Raw genomic sequence first — 21,622 nt, 5'->3', positions numbered from 1 at the left:
GGTCATCCTCAGCCGGGCCCTCTCACCGGAGACGCCCCGTGAAAACCCTGATCGAGCATCTGTCGCATTACGCGGCCTATCACCGCGATCGCCGCAACATCGTCACCCATTTCGTCGGCATCCCGATGATCGTGCTGGCCGTGACCACGCTGCTCGGCCGGCCCGCCATGCCGCTCGGCGAGGGGGCGGCGTTCCTCACCCCGGCCATGGTCGTCTACGCGCTCTCGTGCCTGTTCTACCTGCGGCTGTCGTTCGCCTTCGGCCTCGCCATGGCGGTCATTCTGGCCGTATTCCTATGGGTTGGGGCATGGATTGCCGCGCTGCCGACGGCGGCCTGGCTCGCTTCCGGCATCGGCCTGTTCGTGGTGGGATGGATCATCCAGTTCGTCGGGCACTACTACGAGGGGCGCAAGCCGGCGTTCGTCGATGACCTCGTCGGGCTGCTGATCGGCCCGCTCTTCCTGGTGGCGGAGACCGCGTTCGCGATGGGCCTTGCCCGCGAAACGCACGACGCAATGGCCGCGCACGTGCACTGATCGGGTCAGATTCCAGATCTTCGGGCACACGCCGCGCACGCCAAAGTGGGGGGACGTACCCCCTTTACGCGTGCGCAAGGCCCGCTCGCGAGCCCGTTGCTGACGCAAAGCAGCGACAAAACCCGGGGTTTTCACTGGGTTTGACGTGCCTCATGTACGAAAACCCCTTGACTTGCGGTACTTTCCGCTATGATTCAGTGCGTACCGGCACCCGTGATTCGCAACGTGCCACTGCGGTGAGACGCAGCGATACGCGGCGATACGCCGGGACACATTCTTCAACTCACGTATATCGATATGGCGACCAAAGCGAAACCGACCACGAAGACTGCAACCAAGCCCGCTGCCAAGAAGGCACCGGCAACCAAGGCACCCGTGAAGGCTGCCGCCAAGAAGGCCGCTCCGGCCAAGAAGGCTGCTCCCGCCGCTGCTCCGGCCCCGAAGCCGCTGAAGGACACCTTCAACAAGTCGAGCCTGGTCGCTCACCTGGTAGCTCAGACCCAGCTGGAAGCCAAGGCCGTGAAGTCGGTGCTGGCCCATCTGGAAAACACCATCGTCAGCGCGCTGAACAAGAAGGGCGCCGGCGAATTCACGCTGCCGGGCCTGCTGAAGGTGACCGCACAGCAAGTGCCGGCCAAGAAGAAGCGCTTTGGCAAGGACCCGTTCACGGGTGAAGAGCGTTGGTTCCCGGCCAAGCCGGCCAGCGTCAAGGTCAAGGTCCGTCCGCTGAAGAAGCTGAAGGACGCCGCGGCCTGATCGCCACGCATCTTTGGTAGTCCTGAAAACCCCACCCGCTCCGGCGCGTGGGGTTTTTTGTTGCCCGGATGCCCGGGCGGCGAGGGCGGCGAGGGCGGGTCAGTACGCCTTGAAATTGGCTGCCACGCGCTGGCGCAGGAAATCGCCCGCCGAGATGGCTGGGTACAGCCGCGCAGGGCCCTCGATCGTCGCCTCGCGGTTGGCCTGGCAGAAGAACGCCAGGCTGTAGCGCGGGCCCATGTACTCGCCCGGCGCGGGGTTGCGCACGCGGTGGAAGTTGGAAGGCAGGCGGTCATCGCTCCAGCGCATCAGCATGTCCCCGATATTGCACGTGATGACGTCCTCGTCCGGGGCGATGGGCGTCCACGCCTGCGCCTCCATCTCCTTGCCCGGACAGACCTGCAGGCCGCCCTGGCCCTGGCGCTGGAACAGCAGCGTCAGGCAGTCGAAATCCGTATGGGCACCGGCACGCCAGAGTTCGAGTTTGTCCTGCGCCTCGGGCGGAATCGCGTAGTAGTGCAGCAGCCGCAGCGTGCTCTGGTAGTCCGGCGCGGCCGGGTCGTGGGCGCGCGTGAAGAATTCCGGATCGAAGCCGAGCTTGTCGGCGAAGCAGGACAGGAGCTTCATGCCCACCTCCCAGCACTGGCGCTCGAAGGCCAGCATGGTGGCCTGGAAGCCGGCCAGCTCCGCCTCGCTGGGCCACAGCGGCGCCATGTGGGGGCGGGTGATCTGGTAGGACTCCTTCTGGTCCGGCGTGCCCGTGGACGGCCGTACCTGCGCGCGGGACTCCCAGCCGGCGTTGTTGGCCTTCTGCAGCGGATACAGGCCCTTCACGGCCTCCGGCAGCGCGAAGAAGCGTTCGGTCATGGCGAAGGCTTCGCGCACGGCGGCGAGGTCGATGCCGTGGTTCGCCACCTGGAAGAAGCCGACGTCCACGGCCGCATGCCAGAGTTCGTCGGCGATCTCGGCCTTGCGGCGGGGGTAGTCGGAGAGGTCGATGCGGCGGATCTCGCGCGCGCTGGTCTCGTGGCCTTGCGCGCCCATGCGGGATTCGCGGGCCAGTTCGTGGAGGGAGGCGGTGTCGGTCATGATCGTTCCGGAGTCAGGAAAGGTTGGGTGCGGCCCTGCCTTTCGCGCGATGACTGCCGGGGGATCTGACCTGCGGACGATCTCTTGAGCCCCGGTGCCAGTCGCGCAAGGGCGGGGCACGGACGTCAAGAGCAATTTCCTGCCGCGCACCGGGGGTGGGCGGTTGAACGCTTCTACTCTTCGGGGGGTGAGATTGCAGGTTTCGGGCCAGCCGGCACGACCCGGTTTTGACCCAGTTCCGGGCCGATTTGCGCCGGGGTGGCGCACGCCATGCCGCAGGATGGTGCGGCGCGCCCAAAAAAAACGCCGGCGCAAAGGCCGGCGTTCAGTTCTTTCCTCCCGCAGCGGGGAGGGCACCACATGACCGCTTACTGCGGTCCCAGCTTGCGGATCAGGGCGTCCAGCTTGCCCAGTTCCTCTTCGTTCAGGTCCGTCAGCGGTGCGCGCACCGGGCCGGCATCGTGGCCAACCAGCTTGGCGCCGGCCTTGACGATCGACACCGCGTAGCCGTGCTTGCGGTTACGGATGTCCAGGTACGGCAGGAAGAAGTCGTCGATCAGGCGACCCACGGTAGCGTGGTCGTCCGCCGCGATGGCGCGGTAGAAGTCCATCGCCGTCTTCGGGATGAAGTTGAACACGGCCGACGAGTACACCGGCACGCCCAGCGCCTTGTAGGCAGCGGCGTAGACCTCGGCGGTGGGCAGGCCGCCCAGGTAGGCCAGGCGGTCGCCGAGCTTGCGGCGCACGCGCACCATTGCCTCGATCTCGCCCACGCCGTCCTTGAAGCCGATCAGGTTCGGGCAGCGGTCGACCACGCGTTCCAGCAGGTCGGCGCCGATGCGCGAGTTGGCGCGGTTGTAGACGATCACGCCGCACTTGGTGGCCTTGCAGACCTCTTCAATGTGGTTGGCGATGCCTTCTTCGCTGGCTTCGGTCAGGTAATGCGGCATCAGCAGGATGCCGTGCGCGCCCAGGCGCTCGGCTTCCTTGGCGTATTCGATGGCCACGCGGGTCGGGCCGCCGGCGCCGGCCAGGATGGGTACCTTGCCACGGCAGGTTTCCACCGCGGTGCGGATCACGTTCGAATAGTCCTGCTGCGTCAGCGAGAAGAACTCGCCCGTGCCGCCGGCTGCGAACAGGGCCGAGGCGCCGTACGGGGCCAGCCATTCCAGGCGTTCGATATAGGTCGACGGGCGGAAATTGCCCTGTTCGTCAAAGTCGGTCACGGGGAACGAAAGCAGGCCGTCCGAAATAATCTGCTTGAGTTCTTGCGGTGTAGTCATGTCGCTCATCCTGATCGCCACATGGCGAAAATGGTGTGGTTTGTTAATGGGGCAAGGCCCGTTCGATGACCTCGCACCCAACTGCTGAGTGGATTCGAGATAAGTCATCGTACAACTAACAACTTGACGGTGCAAGGGCTAAGGGCACGACCGAGGGAAAACCCCGGCATTTTTGCCCGCACCGGGGGTGGGCAGACGAGGGGGGCGTCACATCGCCCAGACCGGCCGATCGCCCGCCAGGCCGCAAGCAGATTGAAAGGAAGGCCATCGGGCCCGATGCCCGAAAGCAGGGCGATTTGCACCGTTCAGGGTAAACGCGCACTGTGTCTGACGGAACCGCGTCCCTATAATCGCAGTCGTACGACGACATATCACAAGCCGGTTCCCACGCATTCTGCACCCGGTCCCCGGCTGTGAGGAGACCCCGATGAACGCAAGCCCCACTTCCAGCACCGCCGCCGCGACTTCTGTCGAAGGCGCGCGCCGCACCAACGTCCGCTACTGGATTCTCCTGCTCATCTTCATTGTGACCACGGTCAACTACGCCGACCGGGCCACGCTGTCGATCACCGGCCCCGCGATGCGCGAGGAGTTCGGCTTCAGCGCCGTGCAGATGGGCTATATCTTCTCCGCCTTCAGCTGGGCCTATGTGATGGCGCAGATTCCAGGCGGCTGGCTGCTCGACCGCTTCGGCGCACGCCGCATCTACGCGGCCAGCATCTTCGTCTGGTCGTTCTTCACGCTGCTGCAGGGCTGGCTGGGCGTGTTCGCCACCATCGGCTCGGTCATGACCGTACTGTTCGCGCTGCGCTTTGCCGTGGGCCTGGCCGAATCGCCGGCTTTCCCGGCCAACGCCAAGGTGGTCGCCAGCTGGTTCCCCACCGCCGAGCGTGGCACGGCATCGGCCATCTTCAACGCCGCCCAGTACTTCGCCGCCGTGGTCTTCACGCCGCTGATGGCCTGGGTCGTCCATAGCTGGGGCTGGCACCACGTCTACCTGTGGATGGGCCTGATGGGCATGGCGCTGGCGCTGGTATGGCTCAAGATCATGCGCAGCCCAGCCACGCACCCGGCCGTGAACCGCGCCGAACTCGACTATATCGAGCAGGGCGGCGGGCTGATCCATATGAACGAAGGCGCCGGCCAGGCCAAGGAAAAGGCACCGGCGGGCTGGTTCTACGCCAAGCAACTGCTCTCCAACCGCATGCTGGCTGGCGTGTACCTCGGCCAGTACTGCATCAACGTGCTGACGTACTTCTTCCTGACGTGGTTCCCGGTGTACCTGGTGCAGGCGCGCGGCATGTCGATCCTGAAGGCGGGCTTCGTGGCCTCGCTGCCGGCTATCTGCGGCTTCCTGGGCGGGGTGCTGGGCGGGGTGATCTCCGACAGCCTGCTGCGCAAGGGCTACTCGCTGACCTTCGCGCGCAAGCTGCCCATCGTGGTCGGCATGCTGCTGTCCGTGTCGATGATTGCCTGCAACTACGTGGATGCCGAGTGGCTGGTGGTCGGCATCATGGCGCTGGCCTTCTTCGGCAAGGGCATTGGCGCGCTGGGCTGGGCTGTGGTGGCCGATACGGCGCCCAAGGAGGTCATGGGCCTCGCCGGCAGCATTTTCAACACCTTTGGCAATATCGCCGGCATCGTGACGCCGATCGTGATCGGCTATATCCTCAGCGTCACGGGCTCGTTCAACGGCGCGCTGGTTTTCGTGGGCATCAACGCCCTGGTCACCGTGGTGAGCTACCTGGTGATCGTGAAGGACATCCGGCGCGTGGAACTGAAGCACGCCTGATATAGAGAGAAGACAAGGACCCCCCAACATGTCTGAACTGGATTCCCCGGTGGCCGCCCAGGCCGTGGCTGCCGACCCCAAGCCGCTGTACATCCGCATCCACGCCGACGACAACGTGGCCATCATCGCCAATGACGGCGGCCTGCCCGCCGGCACGGTGTTCCCGTGCGGCCTGACGCTCGTGGAACGCGTGCCGCAGGGCCACAAGGTGGCGCTGGTGGACCTGAAGCAGGACGACGCGGTCATGCGCTACAACGTGGTGATCGGCTACGCGCTGAAAGACCTGCCGCGCGGCAGCTGGATCAACGAGCGCGTGCTGCGCATGCCCGAGCCGCCGGGCCTGACCGACCTGCCGATCGGCACGCGCGTGCCGGCGCCGCTGCCGCCGCTGGAAGGCTATACCTTCGAAGGCTTCCGCAACCCGGACGGCTCCGTGGGCACCCGCAACATCCTGGCGATTACCACCACGGTGCAGTGCGTGTCCGGCGTGGTCGAGCACGCGGTGCGCCGCATCAAGGCCGAACTGCTGCCGCGCTACCCCAATGTCGACGACGTGATCGGCCTGGAGCACACCTATGGCTGCGGCGTGGCGATCGACGCCCCCGATGCCATCGTGCCCATCCGCACGCTGCGCAACATCGCCCTGAACCCCAACTTCGGCGGCCGCGCGATGATGGTGAGCCTGGGCTGCGAGAAGCTCCAGCCGGAACGCCTGATGCCGCCCGGCACGATCCCCATCCAGACCGGCGCCGGCGAGGTGCAGGTGGGCGTGGTCTGTCTGCAGGATGACCAGCACGTGGGCTTCGGGTCGATGATCGACTCGATCATGACCATGGCCGAATCGCACCTCGAAGTGCTGAACGCGCGCCAGCGCGAGACCTGCCCGGTCTCCGAACTGGTGGTGGGCGTGCAGTGCGGCGGCAGCGACGCCTTCTCGGGCGTGACCGCCAACCCCGCCGTGGGCTACGCCACGGACCTGCTGGTGCGTGCCGGCGCCGCCGTGATGTTCTCGGAAGTGACCGAGGTGCGCGACGGCATCGCCCAGCTCACCGCGCGGGCCGCCACCCCGGAAGTGGCCGAGGCCATGATCCGCGAGATGGACTGGTACGACCGCTACCTGGACCGTGGCCGCGTGGACCGCAGCGCCAACACCTCGCCCGGCAACAAGAAGGGCGGGCTGTCGAACATCGTGGAAAAGGCGATGGGGTCCATCGTCAAGTCGGGCAGCTCGGCCATCTCCGGCGTGCTGTCACCGGGCGAGAAGCTCAAGCAGAAGGGCCTGATCTACGCCGCCACGCCGGCCAGCGACTTTATCTGCGGCACGCTGCAACTGGCCGCCGGCATGAACCTGCACGTGTTCACCACTGGCCGGGGCACGCCGTATGGCCTGGCCGAGGTGCCGGTGATCAAGGTGGCCACCCGCAACGACCTGGCGCGCCGCTGGCACGACCTGATGGACATCAACGCGGGCCGCATCGCCACCGGCGAGGCCACCATCGAGGATGTAGGCTGGGAGTTGTTCAACCTGATGCTGGACGTGGCCAGCGGGCGCAAGAAGACCTGGGCCGAGCACCACAAGCTCTACAACTCGCTCGCGCTGTTCAACCCGGCGCCGGTGACCTGAGTCACTGGCTGGGCAGGGAAGAGAAGGGGCCGCCGTCGCGCGGTCCCTTTTTTTTGCCGATGCGCTGCGCCCGGGGCGAAGCCCGCTTCGCCGCACCCCCATCCCCATCCCCCGGATCACGAATCCGCCTTCGCACTGCCCACGCGCCCGCGTGAGGCAATCCCCTGCAATATCAACGACTTGCCGACGCACACCCGCCTGGCACGCCTGCTGCAATAGGGTTTGACGAGCGAGACGTCCTATCTCGCCAACCCTGAGCGGAAAGGAGTCGCAAATGCACGATATCGGAAGTTCCAGGCCCGGTGGCTGGGGTGCCGGCTACAACGAGTTTGAACAAGGGTTCTCCTCCGAAATGGCCGGCGAATTCGGCCAGGAGCTGGAGAACGAGTTTGCCAACGAGTTCGGGAACGAGTTCGAGCAGGGCGAGGCGTCCTTCGGCAACGAATTCGAGAATGAGTTCGAGAACGAGATCTCCGGCGAGATGCAGGAGATGGAGCTGGCCGCCGAACTGCTCGCCGTCAACAACGAGCAGGAGATGGAGCAGTTCCTCGGCGGGCTGATCAAGTCGGTGGGCCGCGCGGCCACGGGTTTCGCCAAGTCGTCGGCGGGCAAGGCGCTCGGGGGCATCCTGCGCTCGGCGGCGAAGTCGGCCTTGCCGATTGTCGGCAGCGCGCTGGGCAATCTCGTGGTGCCGGGCGCCGGCGGGGCCATCGGCGGCAAGCTGGCCAGCATGGCCGGCAACGCGCTGGGGCTGGAACTGGAGGGCCTCAGCAACGAGGACCGCGAGTTCGAGGTGGCGCGCCGCGTCGTGCGCATCGGCCGCCATGCCGCCAATCACCTGGCGACGACCCCCATCCCCCCGCAGGTGCCGCCAGCCCGGGCGGCGCACGTGGCCTTCCTGCGCGCGGCAAAGCAGGTGGCGCCGGGGCTGCTGCCGGCGATGAAGCAACTCTCGCGCAATGGCGGGGCTGCTCCGCCGCATGGCGGAAATGGTGGCGGGAACGGCAGCGGGATGGGCATGCAGCACCCGGGCACGTCGATCTTCGGCCCGGCGTCGGGCGGGTCCCACTTGCCGGTGCCGATGGGCCAGTCCCATCCGGGCGGGGCCGTGGCGACGGTCGGATGTCCCTCGTGCGGTACGCAGGTCCAGGCCCCGCACACGGGCCACTTCCCACACGGCGGGGTCTGGCGGCGTTCGCGCAACGGGCGCGCCATCATCCTCTACCTCGGTCCGCAGCAGCGGCCGGCGTACTGAGCGCCACGGGACACCGCGATGAACCCGAGCCTCCACGCGCTGCGTCTGCTGGAACAGGAAGCGCTGGGCATCCGCGCACGCCTGGACGCGCAGCTGCCCTATGCGTTGCAGATGCCGATGGTGCCCGCCGCCAATGTCAGCGATGAGGCGATGGGCGCCATCGAGCGCCATATGCAGGCGGAGCGCAAGCAGCTGCGCGTGCGCATCACGGGCTTCCTGCGCCTGCTGCGCGGCCTGCAGCCCACGCCGCGCGACGTGGCGCGGGCCCAGCAGCGCTATGCCCTGCTCAAGCTGTACTTCCATGCGGCGCTCACGCACTTCGAGATCTTCGCGGAAGTGCTGACGCAGCGCAGCCAGCACGGCACCGGCATCTGGCTCTCGGGCCTCGACGTGGCCGCGCAGGATGGCCTCAAGCAGCCCGGCTCGTCGATCGAGGCGCCGCCCGTCATCTGCTACGTCGAGCGCGGCCATGGCGGTGCCATCCGCCGCGCCCGCACCCGGCTGCCGGGCGGCGGCGCCAATCCGGTGGCGGTGATCCGCATGCCGCGCGAGCGGATGGTGGGCACGGGCATCGCGGCGTCCCTGTTCCATGAAGTGGGGCACCAGGCGGCGGCGCTGCTGGACCTCGTCAACGCCTACCGGCGGGCGTCCGCCAGCCGCGTGGGGCAGGGGCGCACCCCGGCGCAGCGGATCTGGCAGGCGTGGGACCGCTGGATCAGCGAGATCGTGGCGGATCTCTGGGCGGTGTCGCGCGTGGGCATCGCTGCCACGTGCGGGCTGATGAGCGTGGTGAGCCTGCCAAAGGCGTTCGTGCTGCGCATCAACCTCGACGATCCGCATCCGGCACCGTGGATCCGCGTGAAGCTGTCCCTGGCCATGGGCCGCGCGCTCTATCCGCATCCGCAGTGGGACGCGCTGGAGCAGGTCTGGGAGCAGCTCTATCCGCGCTGGCAGATGAGCGCGGCCCAGCGCGAAGCCTTCGATCAGCTGGACCGCGCCGTGCCGTGGTTCGTAGCGACCTTGCTGTCGCTGCGGCCCCCGGCGCTGGACGGCCGCTCGCTGGCGGAGGCGCTGCGCCTGCCAGACCGTCACCCCAAGCGGCTGCTGGCCGCCTGGGAGCGGGTCAGGCAGCGCCCGCAGGAGGGGTTGGCGGACACGCCGACGCTGGCCTTCGCGGTGCTCGGCCAGGCGCGCTACAGCGGCCTGCTGCCGGCCAATGACGAGCTGCAGATCATCTCGGCGCTGCTGCAGCGCTGGGCGCTGGCCGGCTACCTGCCCTGGTCGGCGGGCAGCAGGCAGCTGAGTGTGGTGTTGAACCAGCGCCGCCCGGTCCGGACCCCGGTTCCGGCTTATGCATGATTTTCGTGATTTCCGTGATGGCGTGAAATTGCTGAGGGAGAAATGTGATGGTCAATTCGGACGATATCCACCCCTACAAAGACGTCTTGATCGTGAAGACGACCAAGGGGATGGACGGTGACTACGATGTCACGATACCCGTCTACGGGCTCAGCAACAGCCTGCAGGCGCAATGCCACATCGGCGACCAGCCCACGGACACCCGGAAGGTCGCTGACACCGGCAGCCCCCAGACGCTGACGGCGCGCATCACGCTCAGGATGAAGAGCGGTGTGGACCTCCCGGCCAAGATCGAGATCATCAATGGACTGATCGAGCAGCTGGTTGACCCCAAGGCCATCAGCGCCCAGGAGTCGGCCGATATTGGCGTGTACCTGTCCCAGGGGCATGGCGTGGAACTCAGCCGCGACGTCGAGATCCCGCCGAGGGAAGCGGTGCCGAGCGAGCCCAGTTTCCACCCGCTGGACGACCCGATCGCGGACCGCTCCGGGCCGCTCGACACCGAGCAGTACGTCAGCCCGACCACGGTGCGCCTGCAGCGGACCCCGCGCGCGCTCACCGGCGACGTGGCCCTGTGGCTGCTGATCAAGATGAATGCCGACATGCTCGGCTGGGACAACTACGTCAAGCAGATCGATTCGCTGTTCTTCCCGGACGCGAACACGCCGCTGGGCAAGGATGGCGAGCCGTTCCTCTATGGCGGCGCGGCCCGGCTCAGCCGGCGCCGTTTCCTGCCCTTCACGGACACCGACGCCTACCGGGCCCTCAAGGTGGCGACGGAAGCCTTCGTAGTCACCTGGGGGGCCGTGGTGCCCAGCGGGCCGACGGCCAACGACATCGCCCGGCTGCTGGCCTATGACCCGACCGCCATCGCCCTGGCCAACGACCGCCTCGGCCTGAAGATCACCAAGCCGGACGTGCTGGCGAACAAGTATTTCGGCGGCGGGGCCTCGCCCACGCTCCCGTACCTCCAGCGGATTGCCTCCGCCCTGCAGGGCACGGACGCGGCGGAGCGGATCAACCGGGCGCTGACGGACCGGACCGTGCCGGAAGAGCGCGCCGCGCTACCGGGCGAAGGCGTCACGCCGATGCCCCAGCGCCACCTCGACCATTGCGGCGAAGGCTGCCTGTGGCTCGACCACTGGAACCAGGACATCTCGGCCAAGCTGACCTATCCGCCGCTGATCGAGCTGATCTGGAGCTACTGGATGGAGGAACTCCAGCTGGTGCAGACCATGAACGCGATCTCCCGGCGCTTCCAGAACGTCTCCGCCGGCCCACGCGACCCGCTGGCCCAGTTCGAACTCGATTCCCTGCGCCCGCTCAACAACATCATCTGGGGCTGGGTGCAGGACGAGCAGCACCGCCTGCCGATCGAACGGCGCGCGGCGGAGTACCAGCACGAGTACGGTTTCCAGCTCATCGGCCGGGCCGTGCCGCAGGTGCAGCCGGCCGACACGCGCAGCAAGTTCCTGGGCGCGTTCCACACGCTGCTCAACCTGTGCGTGCCGTTCTTCCGCCAGGCCGACGACACCACGGTGGTGCCGGACGGCTTCCCGCTGCTCAACGCGCTGCGCGAGGTCCACCTGATCCTGTCCGAAGGGGCCCACAACCAGTTCCGCGACCTGCCCACCACCTCCCGCGTGGAAATGATGATGCAGCAGTGGATGCTGGCGCGCCCCGAGTTCCGTGAGTTCCTGCCCCGGCGCGCGATGGTGGCGTATCCCGAGCCGTGGATGCACTCGGTGGAGAGCATGCGCAAGCTGCAGGGCTGGGGCGATACCAACACCTACCAGTTCTGGCAGTTGGCCACCACGGGCGAGCAGATCGTCTCGTCGATCCGATGGAGCGACTGGAACTCGGTCAGCGACCCGGTCAATGCCGCGAACTGGGCCGCCTTCTTCCGGCCGGAGATCCAGACCTATATCCACTCCTACCGGGCAGTGACCGGCGTGGATGTGGGCGTGGAGCCGGTGGACGTGCAGGTGCCCGGCATGCACCTGCTGCGCAGGCTGCACGAGCACAAGGGCGGGCTGCGCATCGCCTAGCGCGGACGGAGCGGCGCCATGATCGACTTCGCCTCGGCCTTGTATCTGGGCCTGCGGCACCCGGCGGACCAGTTGGGCGACTACGCCGCGCTGACCACTGGCTACCCGGCCTCGCTGGCCGCTGCGCCACTGGCGCGGCGGCTGGCGGCGGACGCGGCGGCGCTGCAGGGCTGCGAGGCCGGCATGGTGGCGCCATCCACGCTGCATCTGGCCATCGACGTGTTCGAGCAACTGGGCCGCACGCACGCGCTGATTGCCGACGAGGCGCTGTATCCGGTGATGCGCTGGGGCCTGGAGCGCGTACGCGGCCTGGGCGCGCCGGTGGCGTGGTTCCGGCACGGCGATCTGGCCGATCTGGCGCGGCGGATTCGCGATCACCGCCTGCGCCGGCGGGGCAGGCCGCCGGCAGTGATTGCGGACGCCACCCGGCTGGCCGGCCTGCCGTTGCCGCTGGCGCGCTATCTGACGCTGGTACGCCGGCATGGAGGATTGATCGTGATCGATCACAGCCAGATGCTTGGCCTGATGGGCGCCGCCGCGTCGCCGCGCCAGCCGTGGGGCAGCGGCGGCGGCGGCGCGCTGCGCCACGCAGGGTGCGATCCGGCGCAGCCGGTGCTGCTGGTGGCGTCATGGGCCAAGGCCTTCGGCGCGCCGCTGGCCACGCTGTGCGGGCCTGCCGCGCTGGTCCAGGCGATTGCCCGGGACGGCCCCACCCAGACCCACAGCAGCGCCGCCAGCGAGGTCGCGCTGCGCGCCGGGCTCCGTGCGCTGGAAATCAACCGCATGGCGGGCGATGTCCTGCGCGCGCGGCTCTGGCAGCGCCTGCGCCGCCTGCAGGCCGGCCTGCGCGCGCTGGCGCGGGGCTGCCTGCCGGACCTGCACGCGCCGCCGCGCGACCATCCGATGCAACACGTGCGGCTCGCCAGTACGGAACGCACCGTGGCGCTGCACACCGGCCTGCGCGCCGCCGGCTTCCGTACCGCGCTGCTGCGCCAGCCCGAGGGGCGCCACGCGCTGGCGCTGATCGTCCGGGCCAATCATCGCCGCGCGGATATCGACGCCTTGCTGGCCGCCATGACGCGGCTCGCGCCGCACTTGCCCGATGCCGCGCGCCAGGCGCCGTGGCCGTCTTCGACCCCAATGGAGGAACCCCAGCATGTTTAAGACCGCTGATGGAGACACGCTGGAGCTTGCGCCATGGCGCATGCGCCGGCTGATGGGGCTGGTGGCGGCCATGCGCCGCTATCCGCCCGGCACGCCCCCGCAGGCGCTGGTCAACGACCTGCGGCTGATCATCGCCCGCGCGCGGCGCGTGAGTACCCAGCCACGGCTGGGCACTGCCCGCTTCGAGAGCACCGACGCGTGCTGCCGGGCCTGCCTGCTGGCGCGGCAGCAGCCGCGCGGGGGGATGGAACTGGTGGGGTTGCAGCTGGCGGCGCCACGGCCGGGCGGGCACCTGTACGAGGGCTTCGCGCCGGAGCTGGAGGAGGAAGTCACGCGAGAGGTCAACGTGACGCTGGCGTGGCGGAGGTTCGAATCGCTCAAGCTGGCGGTTGATGACCGGACCGTATCGGGGCCGGGCGTCTACATCCTCGTCCGTGGCACGACGCCGATCTATGTCGGCCTGTCGAAGACGCTGGGTAGCCGCATGAAGCAGCACCGGTGGTGCGCGGGTGTGCACGGCGCGCTGCGCGGGCTCGGCGTCTGGGTAGCCAGCGTCAGGAAGGAGAAGGACCTGTCTGCCGTCGAGCACGCCGTCATCCGCGCCTTGCGTGGCAGCATTCACAACAGCGCGCTGGTCGGCGATGTTCTGCTCGCAGGGCCTTCCGGCATCACGATTGTGAACATCCTGCCGCCGAGCCTGCTGCGACGGGCGACCCACATCAACGCCTTCCGCACGGGCGACGACAAGCGCACGCTGGCGATGAAGTCCGGCGAGAAGCTCGAACTCGAATGGCGGCTGCCATGATCGTCGACTTCCACGTCCACGCCGGCCAGGGCGACGGCATGACCGGCCCGTGGGACACCACCGCGCCGCTGGCCGCCTACGCGCGCCGCGCCAGCGAGGCCGGCATCGTGCGTTCGGTGCTGCTCCCCGTGTTCCAGTCGGACTACGCGCAAGGCAACCGTGACGTCGCTGCGCTGGTGCGGTCCGACCCGCGCCGCTGGATCGGCTTCGCCATGGTCCACGCCGAGCGCGACCGCGACCGGCTGCACGCGATGATCGAGGAAGCCGTGCTGCGGCTGGGGCTGCGCGGCATCAAGGTACATCGTCACGATGCGCGGATTCACCGGCAGGTCTGCGACGCTGCGCGCCGCTGGCGGCTGCCGGTGCTGTACGACGCCGGCGGCGACACCGGCGCGCTCTCGCTGCTGGCGCAGACCCATCCTGACGTGGCGTTCGTGTTCGCCCACCTCGGCAGCTTCGCGGACGACTGGGCCGCCCAGCGGCAGGTCATCGACCTGATCGTGCGGCATCCGAACCTGTTTGCAGATACGGCCGGCGTGCGCCGCTTCGACCTGCTCGAGGAAGCCTTCGCCCGCGCCGGCCCGGACAAGCTGCTGTTCGGCTCGGACGGCCCGTGGCTGCATCCGGGGCTGGAGCTGGCCAAGATCCGCGCGCTGCGCCCATCGCCGGAAGCCTTCGCGCGCATGGCCGGCGGCAACGCGCTGCGGATGATTGGCGGCGCCCGCGTGGCAACCTCAGGGCCGACCTCACGGGCAGCCCTCCGTGGGCCGCCCCTGCCGGCGCAATTGCAGCGCACGCGGCGTGACGCGCAATAGCTCGGCGGCGCGGCTGGTGGACCCGGCGCGCCGTTCCGCCACCTTCACGGCGATGGCTTCCGCGATCTGGCCGATGTTCTTCAGCCCCAGCCCGGCATCGAGCGCCCCCTCGACGGCGCGGGCCAGCACGCCCTCCCAGCCATCCATCAGGCCGGTGGCGGCCATCACATCGGCCAGCGGCAGGTCCAGGCAGCCCGTGCTGAGCACGTGGAAGCCTTGCTGGCGGTCCGCCATGCGCAGCACCACGTGGCGCAGTTCGCGCACATTGCCGGGATAGTCGCGTGCCATCAGCTGCTGCATGACCTCGGGCATCACGCGCGGCGGCGTGCCGGCGTGCTCGGCCAGGAAGTGTTCGACCAGCAGCGGGATGTCGTCGCGCCGCGCCGCCAGCGGCGGGGCGTGGATGGTCCATTGGGTGATGCGGAAGTACAGGTCGCTGCGGAAGCGGCCTGCTGTCACCTCCGCGTCGAGGCTGCGGTTGGTCGCGCAGGTCAGCCGGAAGTCCGAGCGCCGCCAGTTGTCGTCGCCCACGCGCTTGTAGGCGCGCTCCTGCACCACGCGCAGCAGGCGGGCTTGCAGCAGCAGGTCCAGTTCGCCGATTTCGTCGAGGAACAGTGTGCCGCCATCGGCCAGCGCCACGGCGCCGTCACGCGCGGCCACGGCGTGGGTGAAGGCGCCGCGCGCATGGCCGAACAGCTCGCTGCCGGATAGCTCGGGGCTCAGCGTGGTGCAGTCCACCACGATGAAGGGGCCGCTGCGCCGCACCGGATCGAGATCATGGATCAGCCGCGCCAGCAGCTCCTTGCCGCAGCCACTGTCGCCGGTCAGCAGGCAGGCGCCGCTGCCGAAGCGGCCGACCTGCGCCACTGCGCGCAGCGTTTCACGCCAGGGCGCCGAGTGGCCCACCGCGCGCTTGCGCAGCCAGTCGGAGGTGAGGATCGATTCCAGCTCGTGCAGGCGCTTCAGGCGGAGCGCCAGTTCGGTCAGCATGCCCGGCTCGTCGTCAGCCGCTACCACGTCGCAGATGCCGCCGGGCCACCATGGCTCCTGCCGGCATTGCGCGCGCGTGGCGGCGGTGCAGGCGGCGATGAAGGCGTCCGGGCGGGGCACGCTGCGCAGCCAGTGCTCGGCGGCGGCGGCCACGCGTGTGTCCCGGGCCAGGACGACGACCACCAGCATGCCGTCGCCCGCGCCGGACAGGTCGATTTCCTCGGGAAGGCCGTGCTCGCACAGGCGTTGACGGAGCCGCAGCGCCTCTTCCTGATAGAGCACGACACGCATAGACACCTCGCAGGGGAGCGAAGACGATGGGAGATCAAAAACGGGGAGGGTGGGCGCCGGGTCCGGGGGGCAGGCCGGCAGGCATCCCAGAACATACTAGGCGACGGTCACGGCCGCCCCATGTCAAAAATGCTCAGCACAGGGTTGCCGGATGTTAAAGGCACAACGGGGGTGTATCGCGGGTGAAACGAGTCTTGCCGCCGGATGGCGGCCGGGGGCGAACGCGGCGGCGTCAGATATTGCGATGCATATGGCTGACAGTGCAGACGCCGCCGCGCTGGCTTACTCGCCGATGATCTGCTTGGTGAACACGGCGCGCTCCATCTCCTGCACGTTCACGCTGACCTGCACGCTCTGGCCGGCGCCGGGGCGCACCGCGTCGGTGAGGACATCGCACACGGCCTGCGCCACCTGCTTGCGCACGGCCTGCTCGCGCCCGTCCAGAATCCAGACGGTGGCGTGCACGAAGGCGCGGTCACGGTTTTCCGTGCCCTGGCGGTAGGTGGTCAGCGTCACGCAGCGGGACTTGATGTCCGGCTCGCGGAACTGACCGGTGGCCAGCAGCGCGGCGTTGGCTTCGTCCAGCAGCTCGTCCTGCGAGCAGGTCAGGCGGGTGTTTTCGGTGAGTTCGATGATCAGTTGCGGCATGGCGGGAGCGTCGAAGGATCGGAGGGAAAGCCAGCATCGTACGGCAAACCGGCGCCCTCCGGGAAACCCCCCGGCTCAGGCCGCCACGCCGAACGCGGCCTCGATGCGGCGGATGTGGTCGCGCAGCAGCGGGCGCACCTTTTCCAGCAGATGCGCCGGCGGCACGATGGCGTTCGGGCCGCTGCAGCTGAGGGTCATCGGCGGCAGGGACTGGCCGGGCCGGAAAGCGACGGCGATCGAGTTGATGTCGGGCAGCCATTCGCCGAACGAGGTGGTGCAGCCCAGCCGGCGGGCTTCGTCGCGGCTGGCGGAGAGCACGCCCTCGGCATGGGCCGCGCTGACGCGGTCATCGGCGCGGAAGGCGGTCAGCGCCTGGCGCTGCTCGGCCGGCGGCAGGGCCACAAGGTAGGCCCGCCCGGCCGCCGTATTGAGCCCGGAAACGCGGCTGCCCACGGCCACGCGCAGCGTGAGGTAGCTCTCCGACTGGCAGTTCTCGTAGATCAGCATGCGGCCCCGGTCGCGCACGATCAACGAGGCCACGCCCTGCGAGAGATCCGCCAGTTCCTGCATGTACGGCCGCGCAACCGCCAGCACGTCCGCGCCGGGCTGGCCGGACGGCACCAGCGCCAGCGCGGAACTGCCCAGCCGGTAGCGCATCGGCTCGGTCAGCGCCTGGAGGTAGCCGAGTTCGGTCAGCGTGTGCGTGAGCCGGGAAATGGTCGACTTCGGCAGCCCGCAGCGCTGGGCCAGTTCGGCATTGCCGAGTTCGCTGTCGAAGGCGCGGAAGCACGCCAGCACGTCGAGCCCGCGCGCCAGCGCGGTCACGAAATGGCGGTCTTCCTTGCGGTTGTCCACCTTGGGCGTGGCGGGCGGGAGGTCGGGGAGGGAATCGGCCTGGCTATCCATGTGCGTGGCTCAAAGGTTGCCGGAGGCAAGCTGCTCGCGCAGCTTCGCCTTGAGGATCTTGCCGGACGGCGCCGCGGGTAGCTGCGCCACCACGCGGATTTCGGCCGGCATCTTGTAGGGCGACAGGCGGTCGCGCAGGAAGGTGCGCAGCGCGGGCTCGTCCAGCGTCATGCCGCCGCGCACCTCGACGAAGGCGATCACTTCCTCGTTGCCCTCGGTGGCCCGGCCCACTACGGCCGATTGCAGCACGGCGGGGAACGCATTGAGCGACTGCTCGACTTCCTCCGGATACACGTTGAAGCCCGAGTGGATGATGATCTCCTTCGAGCGGCCGACGATGGACACCGCGCCGTCCGGATCGATGCGCGCGAGGTCGCCCGTATGGAGCCAGCCGTCGGCATCGATGGTCTGCGCCGTGAGGTCCGGGCGCCGGTAGTAGCCCTTCATCACGTTGGGGCCGCGCACCAGCAACTCGCCGCTGCCGTCCGGCAGGGGGGAGCCGAGGCGGATTTCCACGTCCGGCACCACCGGGCCGACCGAGCAGTCGGCGCGCGGGGCATCCACGCGGGTCTGGCACACGGTGGGCGAGGTCTCCGTCATGCCGTAGCCGTTGTTCAGCACGATGCCGAAGGCGTCTTCGAACGATGCCTTGAGCGACGCCGTGAGCGGCGCGCCGCCCGACTGCGCCATGCGCAGCGACGGCGTGCGCAGCGACTGGCCCTGCGCGCGGCTCCATTCGATCACCTTGGCGTACATCGCCGGCACGCCGTGCAGCACGGTGAGCTGTTCCTCGACCAGCGTGCGCGCCAGCTTCTCCGGGCGGAAACGCGGTTCGTAGTAGACCGTGGCGCCGTTGGACACCGGGCCCACCAGCAGCACGGACAGCCCATAGACGTGCGAGATCGGCAGCACGCCGTAGACGCGGTCGCCGGCCTGTACGCGGGCCTGCAGGCGGTTGGAATGGCCGATGAACATCAGGTTGGCGTGCGTCAGCATCACCGCCTTCGAGGCGCCCGTGGTGCCGGTTGTATAGATCAGCGCGGCCACCTGCTCGCGGGCCTCGGCGGCTACCGGCTCCGCCACGGCCGTCTCGTCGATGGCGCTGACAAGCAGCTTGCCGACGTGCGGCCACACGGCAGCATCGGCCCACTGCGCGCCGCGCGCCAGCCCGTGCTCGCGGGCTTCGGGGAAATCGTTGTCCAGATAGAAGGTCACGCGCGCGCCGGCGTGCTCGACGATATTGGCAATCTCGCGCGCCGACAGCCGGGCATTGACCGGCACCGACCAGGCGTCGATGGCGCTCAGCGCCAGCAGCAGCACGGCGCAGCCGACGCTGTTCTCGGTCACCAGCACCACGCGGTCGCCGCCGCGCACGCCGAGCGCGGTCAGCGTCTGGGCGGTCTCGCGCACGGCCAGGTCCAGTTCGCCATAGCGCAGCGCGCGGTGGGCATCCATCACGGCCACGCGGTCAGGATGGCTGGCCACCCACGGGCCCATGGTCTGGTGCAGGCGCTGGAAGGCGGGGCGGAAGGAGTCGGATTGGGCGGGGGTGGACGCGTGACCAGAACGGTCCGCGGGGAAAGCGGTACTGCGCATGCATGTCTCCGGGCAAGGCTTCCGGCGTGAAGTCGCCGGTATTGATGCGTGGCATCGTCCCATCGATCCCCGGAAGCTGTCAACCGCAGCGTGGAATGATGGTTCTGCAATGCAGAATTACTGAGATTTCCGTCTATGGGCTTTTCGCGACATGTCTTCAATGTCTACCCCGCCATAACCCGCCGAAATGCGAGGTCTGAAAGACAATGCATATGAGAACGCTTATCATTGCGGCTTTCACGGAATTCGCAGCAACATGAAGCAGGGCATTTCGACCGGTTATCGCGTGGCGGTCGCGTCGCGGGCGATCGCCGGCATCCTGGGCGGCTACGGGCTCGCAGCACTCGCCACGGGCTGCGTCTCGCTCGCGCTGGCACGCTGGACCGATATGGCGCGCGCCGAAGCGGTAGTCACCGCCTCCCTGCTGTCGTTCCTCTGGTACGCGCTGGCCGTGATCTGGGTGTTCGCCGTCGAGTCGGCATGGCGCGCGTGGATCGGACTGGCCGTGCCCTGCGCGGTCCTGGGACTGGGCTGGCTGGCCCTGCGGAGCGCGTAATGGCCGAATTGCGAAAGGGTCAGGGGCTGCGCCAGTCGATGGCGTGGCTGCATACGTGGGCGGGCCTGCTGGTGTGCTGGGTGCTGTTCCTCGTCTTCTGTAGCGGCACCGCCAGCTATGTGAAGGACGAGATCACGCTCTGGATGAAGCCCGAACTGCACGCGCGGCTGGGTGGCGACACAGACGCCGACGCGACCCGCCGGGCTGCCGACGGCGCCATCGCCTTCCTCCGCGAACAGGCACCCAATGCCGAGCGCTGGTTCATCAATCTCCCCGACGACCGCCGTCCCACCACCTCGGTGTTCTGGCTGCGCCAGCCGCGCCCCGAGGATGCCGGCAAGGGCAACCGCGCCCGGCTGGAGACGCGCACGCTCGACGCCGTGACCGGCACGCCCGTGCCCGGCGCCCGCGAGACGCGCGGCGGCGAGTTCCTTTACCGCCTGCATTTCGATCTCCACTACATGTCGGCGATCTGGGCGCGCTGGGTCATCGGCTTCTGCACGATGTTCATGCTGGTGGCCATCCTGAGCGGCGTGATCACCCATCGGCGCATCTTCGCGGACTTCTTCACGTTCCGCGCCCGCAAGGGCCAGCGCTCGTGGCTCGATGCGCACAACGCCACCGCCGTGCTGGCGCTGCCGTTTCACCTGATGATTACCTACACGGGCCTCGTGACGCTGCTGTTCCTGTACATGCCGTGGGGCGTGCAGGCGGTCTATAAGGGCGATACGAAGCGGTTCGACACCGAGCTGGGCCTCCGCGCCCCGCGCGTGCAGGCGTCTGGCGTGCAGGTGCCGCTGGCCCCGGTGGGCCCGATGCTGGCGCAGGCGACCGCCCGGTGGGACGGCGTGGCCCCGGCCCGGATCACGGTGGAGCGCCCCAACGACGCCAACGCCCTCGTCACGATGACGCGCGATGCCGGGCGCAGCCTGTCGTCGGTGCAGCCGACCGTCCTGTTCGCCGGCACCACCGGCGCGCTCAAGGAAACCTTCGGCGACGATCCGGCCAATGCCAGCGCCACGCGTGGCGTGATGGTGGGGCTGCACATCGCGCACTTCGCGCCGCCGCTGCTGCGCGGGCTTTTCTTTGCCTCCGGGCTGGCCGGCTGCCTGATGGTGGCGACCGGCGCGCTGCTCTGGGCCGTGAGGACGCGCAAGAGCCACGCCCACACGATTGCTGCCACGGGCCGCACGCCGTTTGGGCTGCGGCTGGTGGAAGCGCTCAACCTTGGCGTGATTGCCGGCCTGCCGATCGCATTCGCCAGCTACTTCTGGGCCAACCGGCTCGTGCCGGTGGGTATCGCGCAGCGGCCCGACATGGAAATCCGCATGTTCTTCGCGGCCTGGGCCATCGCGGCGCTGGTCGCCCAGATCCGCCCGACGCGCGGCATGTGGCGCGTGCTGCTGGGCATCGGCGCCGTGCTGTTCGCGGGCCTGCCGCTGCTGAACGCGCTGACCGGCACCGCCCATCTGGGCGTGACGCTGCTGCATGGGCCGGCGGTGCTGGCGGGCTTCGACCTGACGGTGCTGGCGATTGGCCTCGGGCTGGGCGCGGCGGCGTGGTGGCTCGGGCGGACTCGTCCGGCGGCACGCGGCGCAGACGCGTCGGCGCGCACCGGTGCCATGGGGGAGGCGTCATGAGCGCACCCGCCATGTGGCCGGCCTGCGTGGCCGGCATCGGATTCGCCGTGGGCGGCTTCACCTGGCTGGCCCAGACCATCGACCGGCATCACGCCGACATCTTCGGCCGGGGCGCCGCGCCCCCGCCGGCCCGCGTGCGCCGCCTGCGCTGGCAGGGCTGGATCGCGCTGGCACTGGCCCTGGCGGCGTGCGTGGCCGCCCAGGGCTGGGCCTTCGGCGTGATCTATTGGGCCGGCCTGCTCACCGTCAGCGCCCTGACAGTGGTGGGCGCCTTCTCTTATGCACCGCAGGTCACGCCGCGCATCGCGCGCGGGGCGATCGGCATCGGTGTGGCGGCTGCGCTGAGCGCGATCCTGATCGTGCAGGCGTAGCGGCACAAACGAGCGTCGCCGTCAGAGCGACGCCACCATCCAGACGGATACGGGAAAAAACCCGCCCGCCGCGATCAGCGGCGCGGACGGGCATGAAA

Annotated in this window: 19 protein-coding genes; 13 read left to right on the top strand and 6 right to left on the bottom strand. The window is 68.7% G+C overall.

The window, feature by feature from the left end; translation table 11 throughout:
• Positions 1–38 precede the first annotated feature (38 nt).
• Positions 39–536 (top strand): Mpo1 family 2-hydroxy fatty acid dioxygenase, encoded by a 498-nt coding sequence (locus BM115_RS17585; protein WP_092296641.1) that lies wholly within the window; start codon positions 39–41, stop codon positions 534–536.
• Positions 537–833: 297 nt separating this feature from the next.
• Positions 834–1,292, top strand: a complete 459-nt coding sequence (locus BM115_RS17580) for an HU family DNA-binding protein (protein WP_092296638.1) — start codon at positions 834–836, stop codon at positions 1,290–1,292.
• A 99-nt stretch (positions 1,293–1,391) separates the two neighbouring features.
• Here BM115_RS17580 and BM115_RS17575 read toward each other — a convergent pair whose 3' ends face one another.
• Positions 1,392–2,381 (bottom strand): isopenicillin N synthase family dioxygenase, encoded by a 990-nt coding sequence (locus BM115_RS17575; protein ID WP_092296635.1) that lies wholly within the window; start codon positions 2,379–2,381, stop codon positions 1,392–1,394.
• Between the two features lie 368 nt (positions 2,382–2,749).
• Positions 2,750–3,664 carry a 5-dehydro-4-deoxyglucarate dehydratase gene (gene kdgD / locus BM115_RS17570; RefSeq protein WP_092296864.1) on the bottom strand — a complete coding sequence of 305 codons (915 nt, stop codon included), beginning with the start codon at positions 3,662–3,664 and terminating at the stop codon, positions 2,750–2,752.
• Positions 3,665–4,091: 427 nt separating this feature from the next.
• On the opposite strand from kdgD, the gene BM115_RS17565 reads away from it, so the two are divergent.
• The 8 genes from BM115_RS17565 to BM115_RS17530 all read left to right on the top strand — a co-directional run bounded on the left by BM115_RS17565 (position 4,092) and on the right by BM115_RS17530 (position 14,526).
• Complete coding sequence (locus BM115_RS17565; RefSeq protein ID WP_092296632.1) at positions 4,092–5,456, top strand: MFS transporter; 1,365 nt, start codon at positions 4,092–4,094, stop codon at positions 5,454–5,456.
• A 28-nt stretch (positions 5,457–5,484) separates the two neighbouring features.
• The gene (gene garD, locus BM115_RS17560; protein ID WP_092296629.1) at positions 5,485–7,080 is read left to right on the top strand and encodes a galactarate dehydratase; all 1,596 of its coding nucleotides are present in this window, start codon (positions 5,485–5,487) and stop codon (positions 7,078–7,080) included.
• A 274-nt stretch (positions 7,081–7,354) separates the two neighbouring features.
• Positions 7,355–8,335 (top strand): hypothetical protein, encoded by a 981-nt coding sequence (locus BM115_RS17555; protein ID WP_092296626.1) that lies wholly within the window; start codon positions 7,355–7,357, stop codon positions 8,333–8,335.
• 18 nt (positions 8,336–8,353) lie between these two features.
• Positions 8,354–9,694 carry a hypothetical protein gene (locus BM115_RS17550; protein WP_092296624.1) on the top strand — a complete coding sequence of 447 codons (1,341 nt, stop codon included), beginning with the start codon at positions 8,354–8,356 and terminating at the stop codon, positions 9,692–9,694.
• A gap of 47 nt (positions 9,695–9,741) precedes the next feature.
• Entirely contained in the window at positions 9,742–11,742 is a 2,001-nt protein-coding gene (locus BM115_RS17545; RefSeq protein WP_255370883.1) for an 8-amino-7-oxononanoate synthase, read from the top strand.
• An 18-nt stretch (positions 11,743–11,760) separates the two neighbouring features.
• Positions 11,761–12,906 (top strand): aminotransferase class I/II-fold pyridoxal phosphate-dependent enzyme, encoded by a 1,146-nt coding sequence (locus BM115_RS17540; protein ID WP_092296621.1) that lies wholly within the window; start codon positions 11,761–11,763, stop codon positions 12,904–12,906.
• Positions 12,899–13,711: a GIY-YIG nuclease family protein gene (locus BM115_RS17535; RefSeq protein ID WP_177219955.1), complete on the top strand. Its 813-nt coding sequence runs from the start codon at positions 12,899–12,901 to the stop codon at positions 13,709–13,711. Before BM115_RS17540 ends, BM115_RS17535 begins: the two co-directional genes overlap by 8 nt.
• The gene (locus tag BM115_RS17530; protein ID WP_092296861.1) at positions 13,708–14,526 is read left to right on the top strand and encodes an amidohydrolase family protein; all 819 of its coding nucleotides are present in this window, start codon (positions 13,708–13,710) and stop codon (positions 14,524–14,526) included. The genes BM115_RS17535 and BM115_RS17530 overlap by 4 nt, the downstream gene beginning before the upstream one ends.
• On the opposite strand, the gene BM115_RS17525 is transcribed toward BM115_RS17530, so the two are convergent.
• The 4 genes from BM115_RS17525 to BM115_RS17510 all read right to left on the bottom strand — a co-directional run bounded on the left by BM115_RS17525 (position 14,458) and on the right by BM115_RS17510 (position 18,957).
• Entirely contained in the window at positions 14,458–15,807 is a 1,350-nt protein-coding gene (locus BM115_RS17525; RefSeq protein ID WP_092296618.1) for a sigma-54-dependent transcriptional regulator, read from the bottom strand. The genes BM115_RS17530 and BM115_RS17525 overlap by 69 nt on opposite strands.
• A gap of 282 nt (positions 15,808–16,089) precedes the next feature.
• Positions 16,090–16,455: a 5-carboxymethyl-2-hydroxymuconate Delta-isomerase gene (locus BM115_RS17520; RefSeq protein WP_092296615.1), complete on the bottom strand. Its 366-nt coding sequence runs from the start codon at positions 16,453–16,455 to the stop codon at positions 16,090–16,092.
• Between the two features lie 75 nt (positions 16,456–16,530).
• On the bottom strand, positions 16,531–17,361 hold the full coding sequence (locus BM115_RS17515; RefSeq protein WP_092296612.1) for an IclR family transcriptional regulator: 831 nt from the start codon (positions 17,359–17,361) through the stop codon (positions 16,531–16,533).
• 9 nt (positions 17,362–17,370) lie between these two features.
• A complete protein-coding gene (locus BM115_RS17510; protein ID WP_092296609.1) occupies positions 17,371–18,957 on the bottom strand; it encodes a class I adenylate-forming enzyme family protein in 1,587 nt (528 codons plus the stop codon).
• Between the two features lie 286 nt (positions 18,958–19,243).
• On the opposite strand from BM115_RS17510, the gene BM115_RS17505 reads away from it, so the two are divergent.
• The 3 genes from BM115_RS17505 to BM115_RS17495 are packed head-to-tail and all read left to right on the top strand — an operon-like array spanning position 19,244 to position 21,524.
• Positions 19,244–19,513, top strand: coding sequence for a DUF3649 domain-containing protein (locus BM115_RS17505; protein WP_369823484.1), 270 nt, complete (start codon positions 19,244–19,246; stop codon positions 19,511–19,513).
• Positions 19,513–21,153: a PepSY-associated TM helix domain-containing protein gene (locus BM115_RS17500; RefSeq protein ID WP_092296603.1), complete on the top strand. Its 1,641-nt coding sequence runs from the start codon at positions 19,513–19,515 to the stop codon at positions 21,151–21,153. The genes BM115_RS17505 and BM115_RS17500 overlap by 1 nt, the downstream gene beginning before the upstream one ends.
• Positions 21,150–21,524 (top strand): DUF3325 domain-containing protein, encoded by a 375-nt coding sequence (locus BM115_RS17495; RefSeq protein ID WP_092296600.1) that lies wholly within the window; start codon positions 21,150–21,152, stop codon positions 21,522–21,524. Before BM115_RS17500 ends, BM115_RS17495 begins: the two co-directional genes overlap by 4 nt.
• The last annotated feature ends 98 nt before the right edge of the window (positions 21,525–21,622 follow it).

Origin of the sequence: Cupriavidus sp. OV096 (genome assembly GCF_900115455.1) — a bacterium.
Lineage (GTDB): Bacteria > Pseudomonadota > Gammaproteobacteria > Burkholderiales > Burkholderiaceae > Cupriavidus.
Note: the sequence above shows the minus strand (reverse complement) of the source record. Positions and strands in the feature narration are given on the sequence as shown.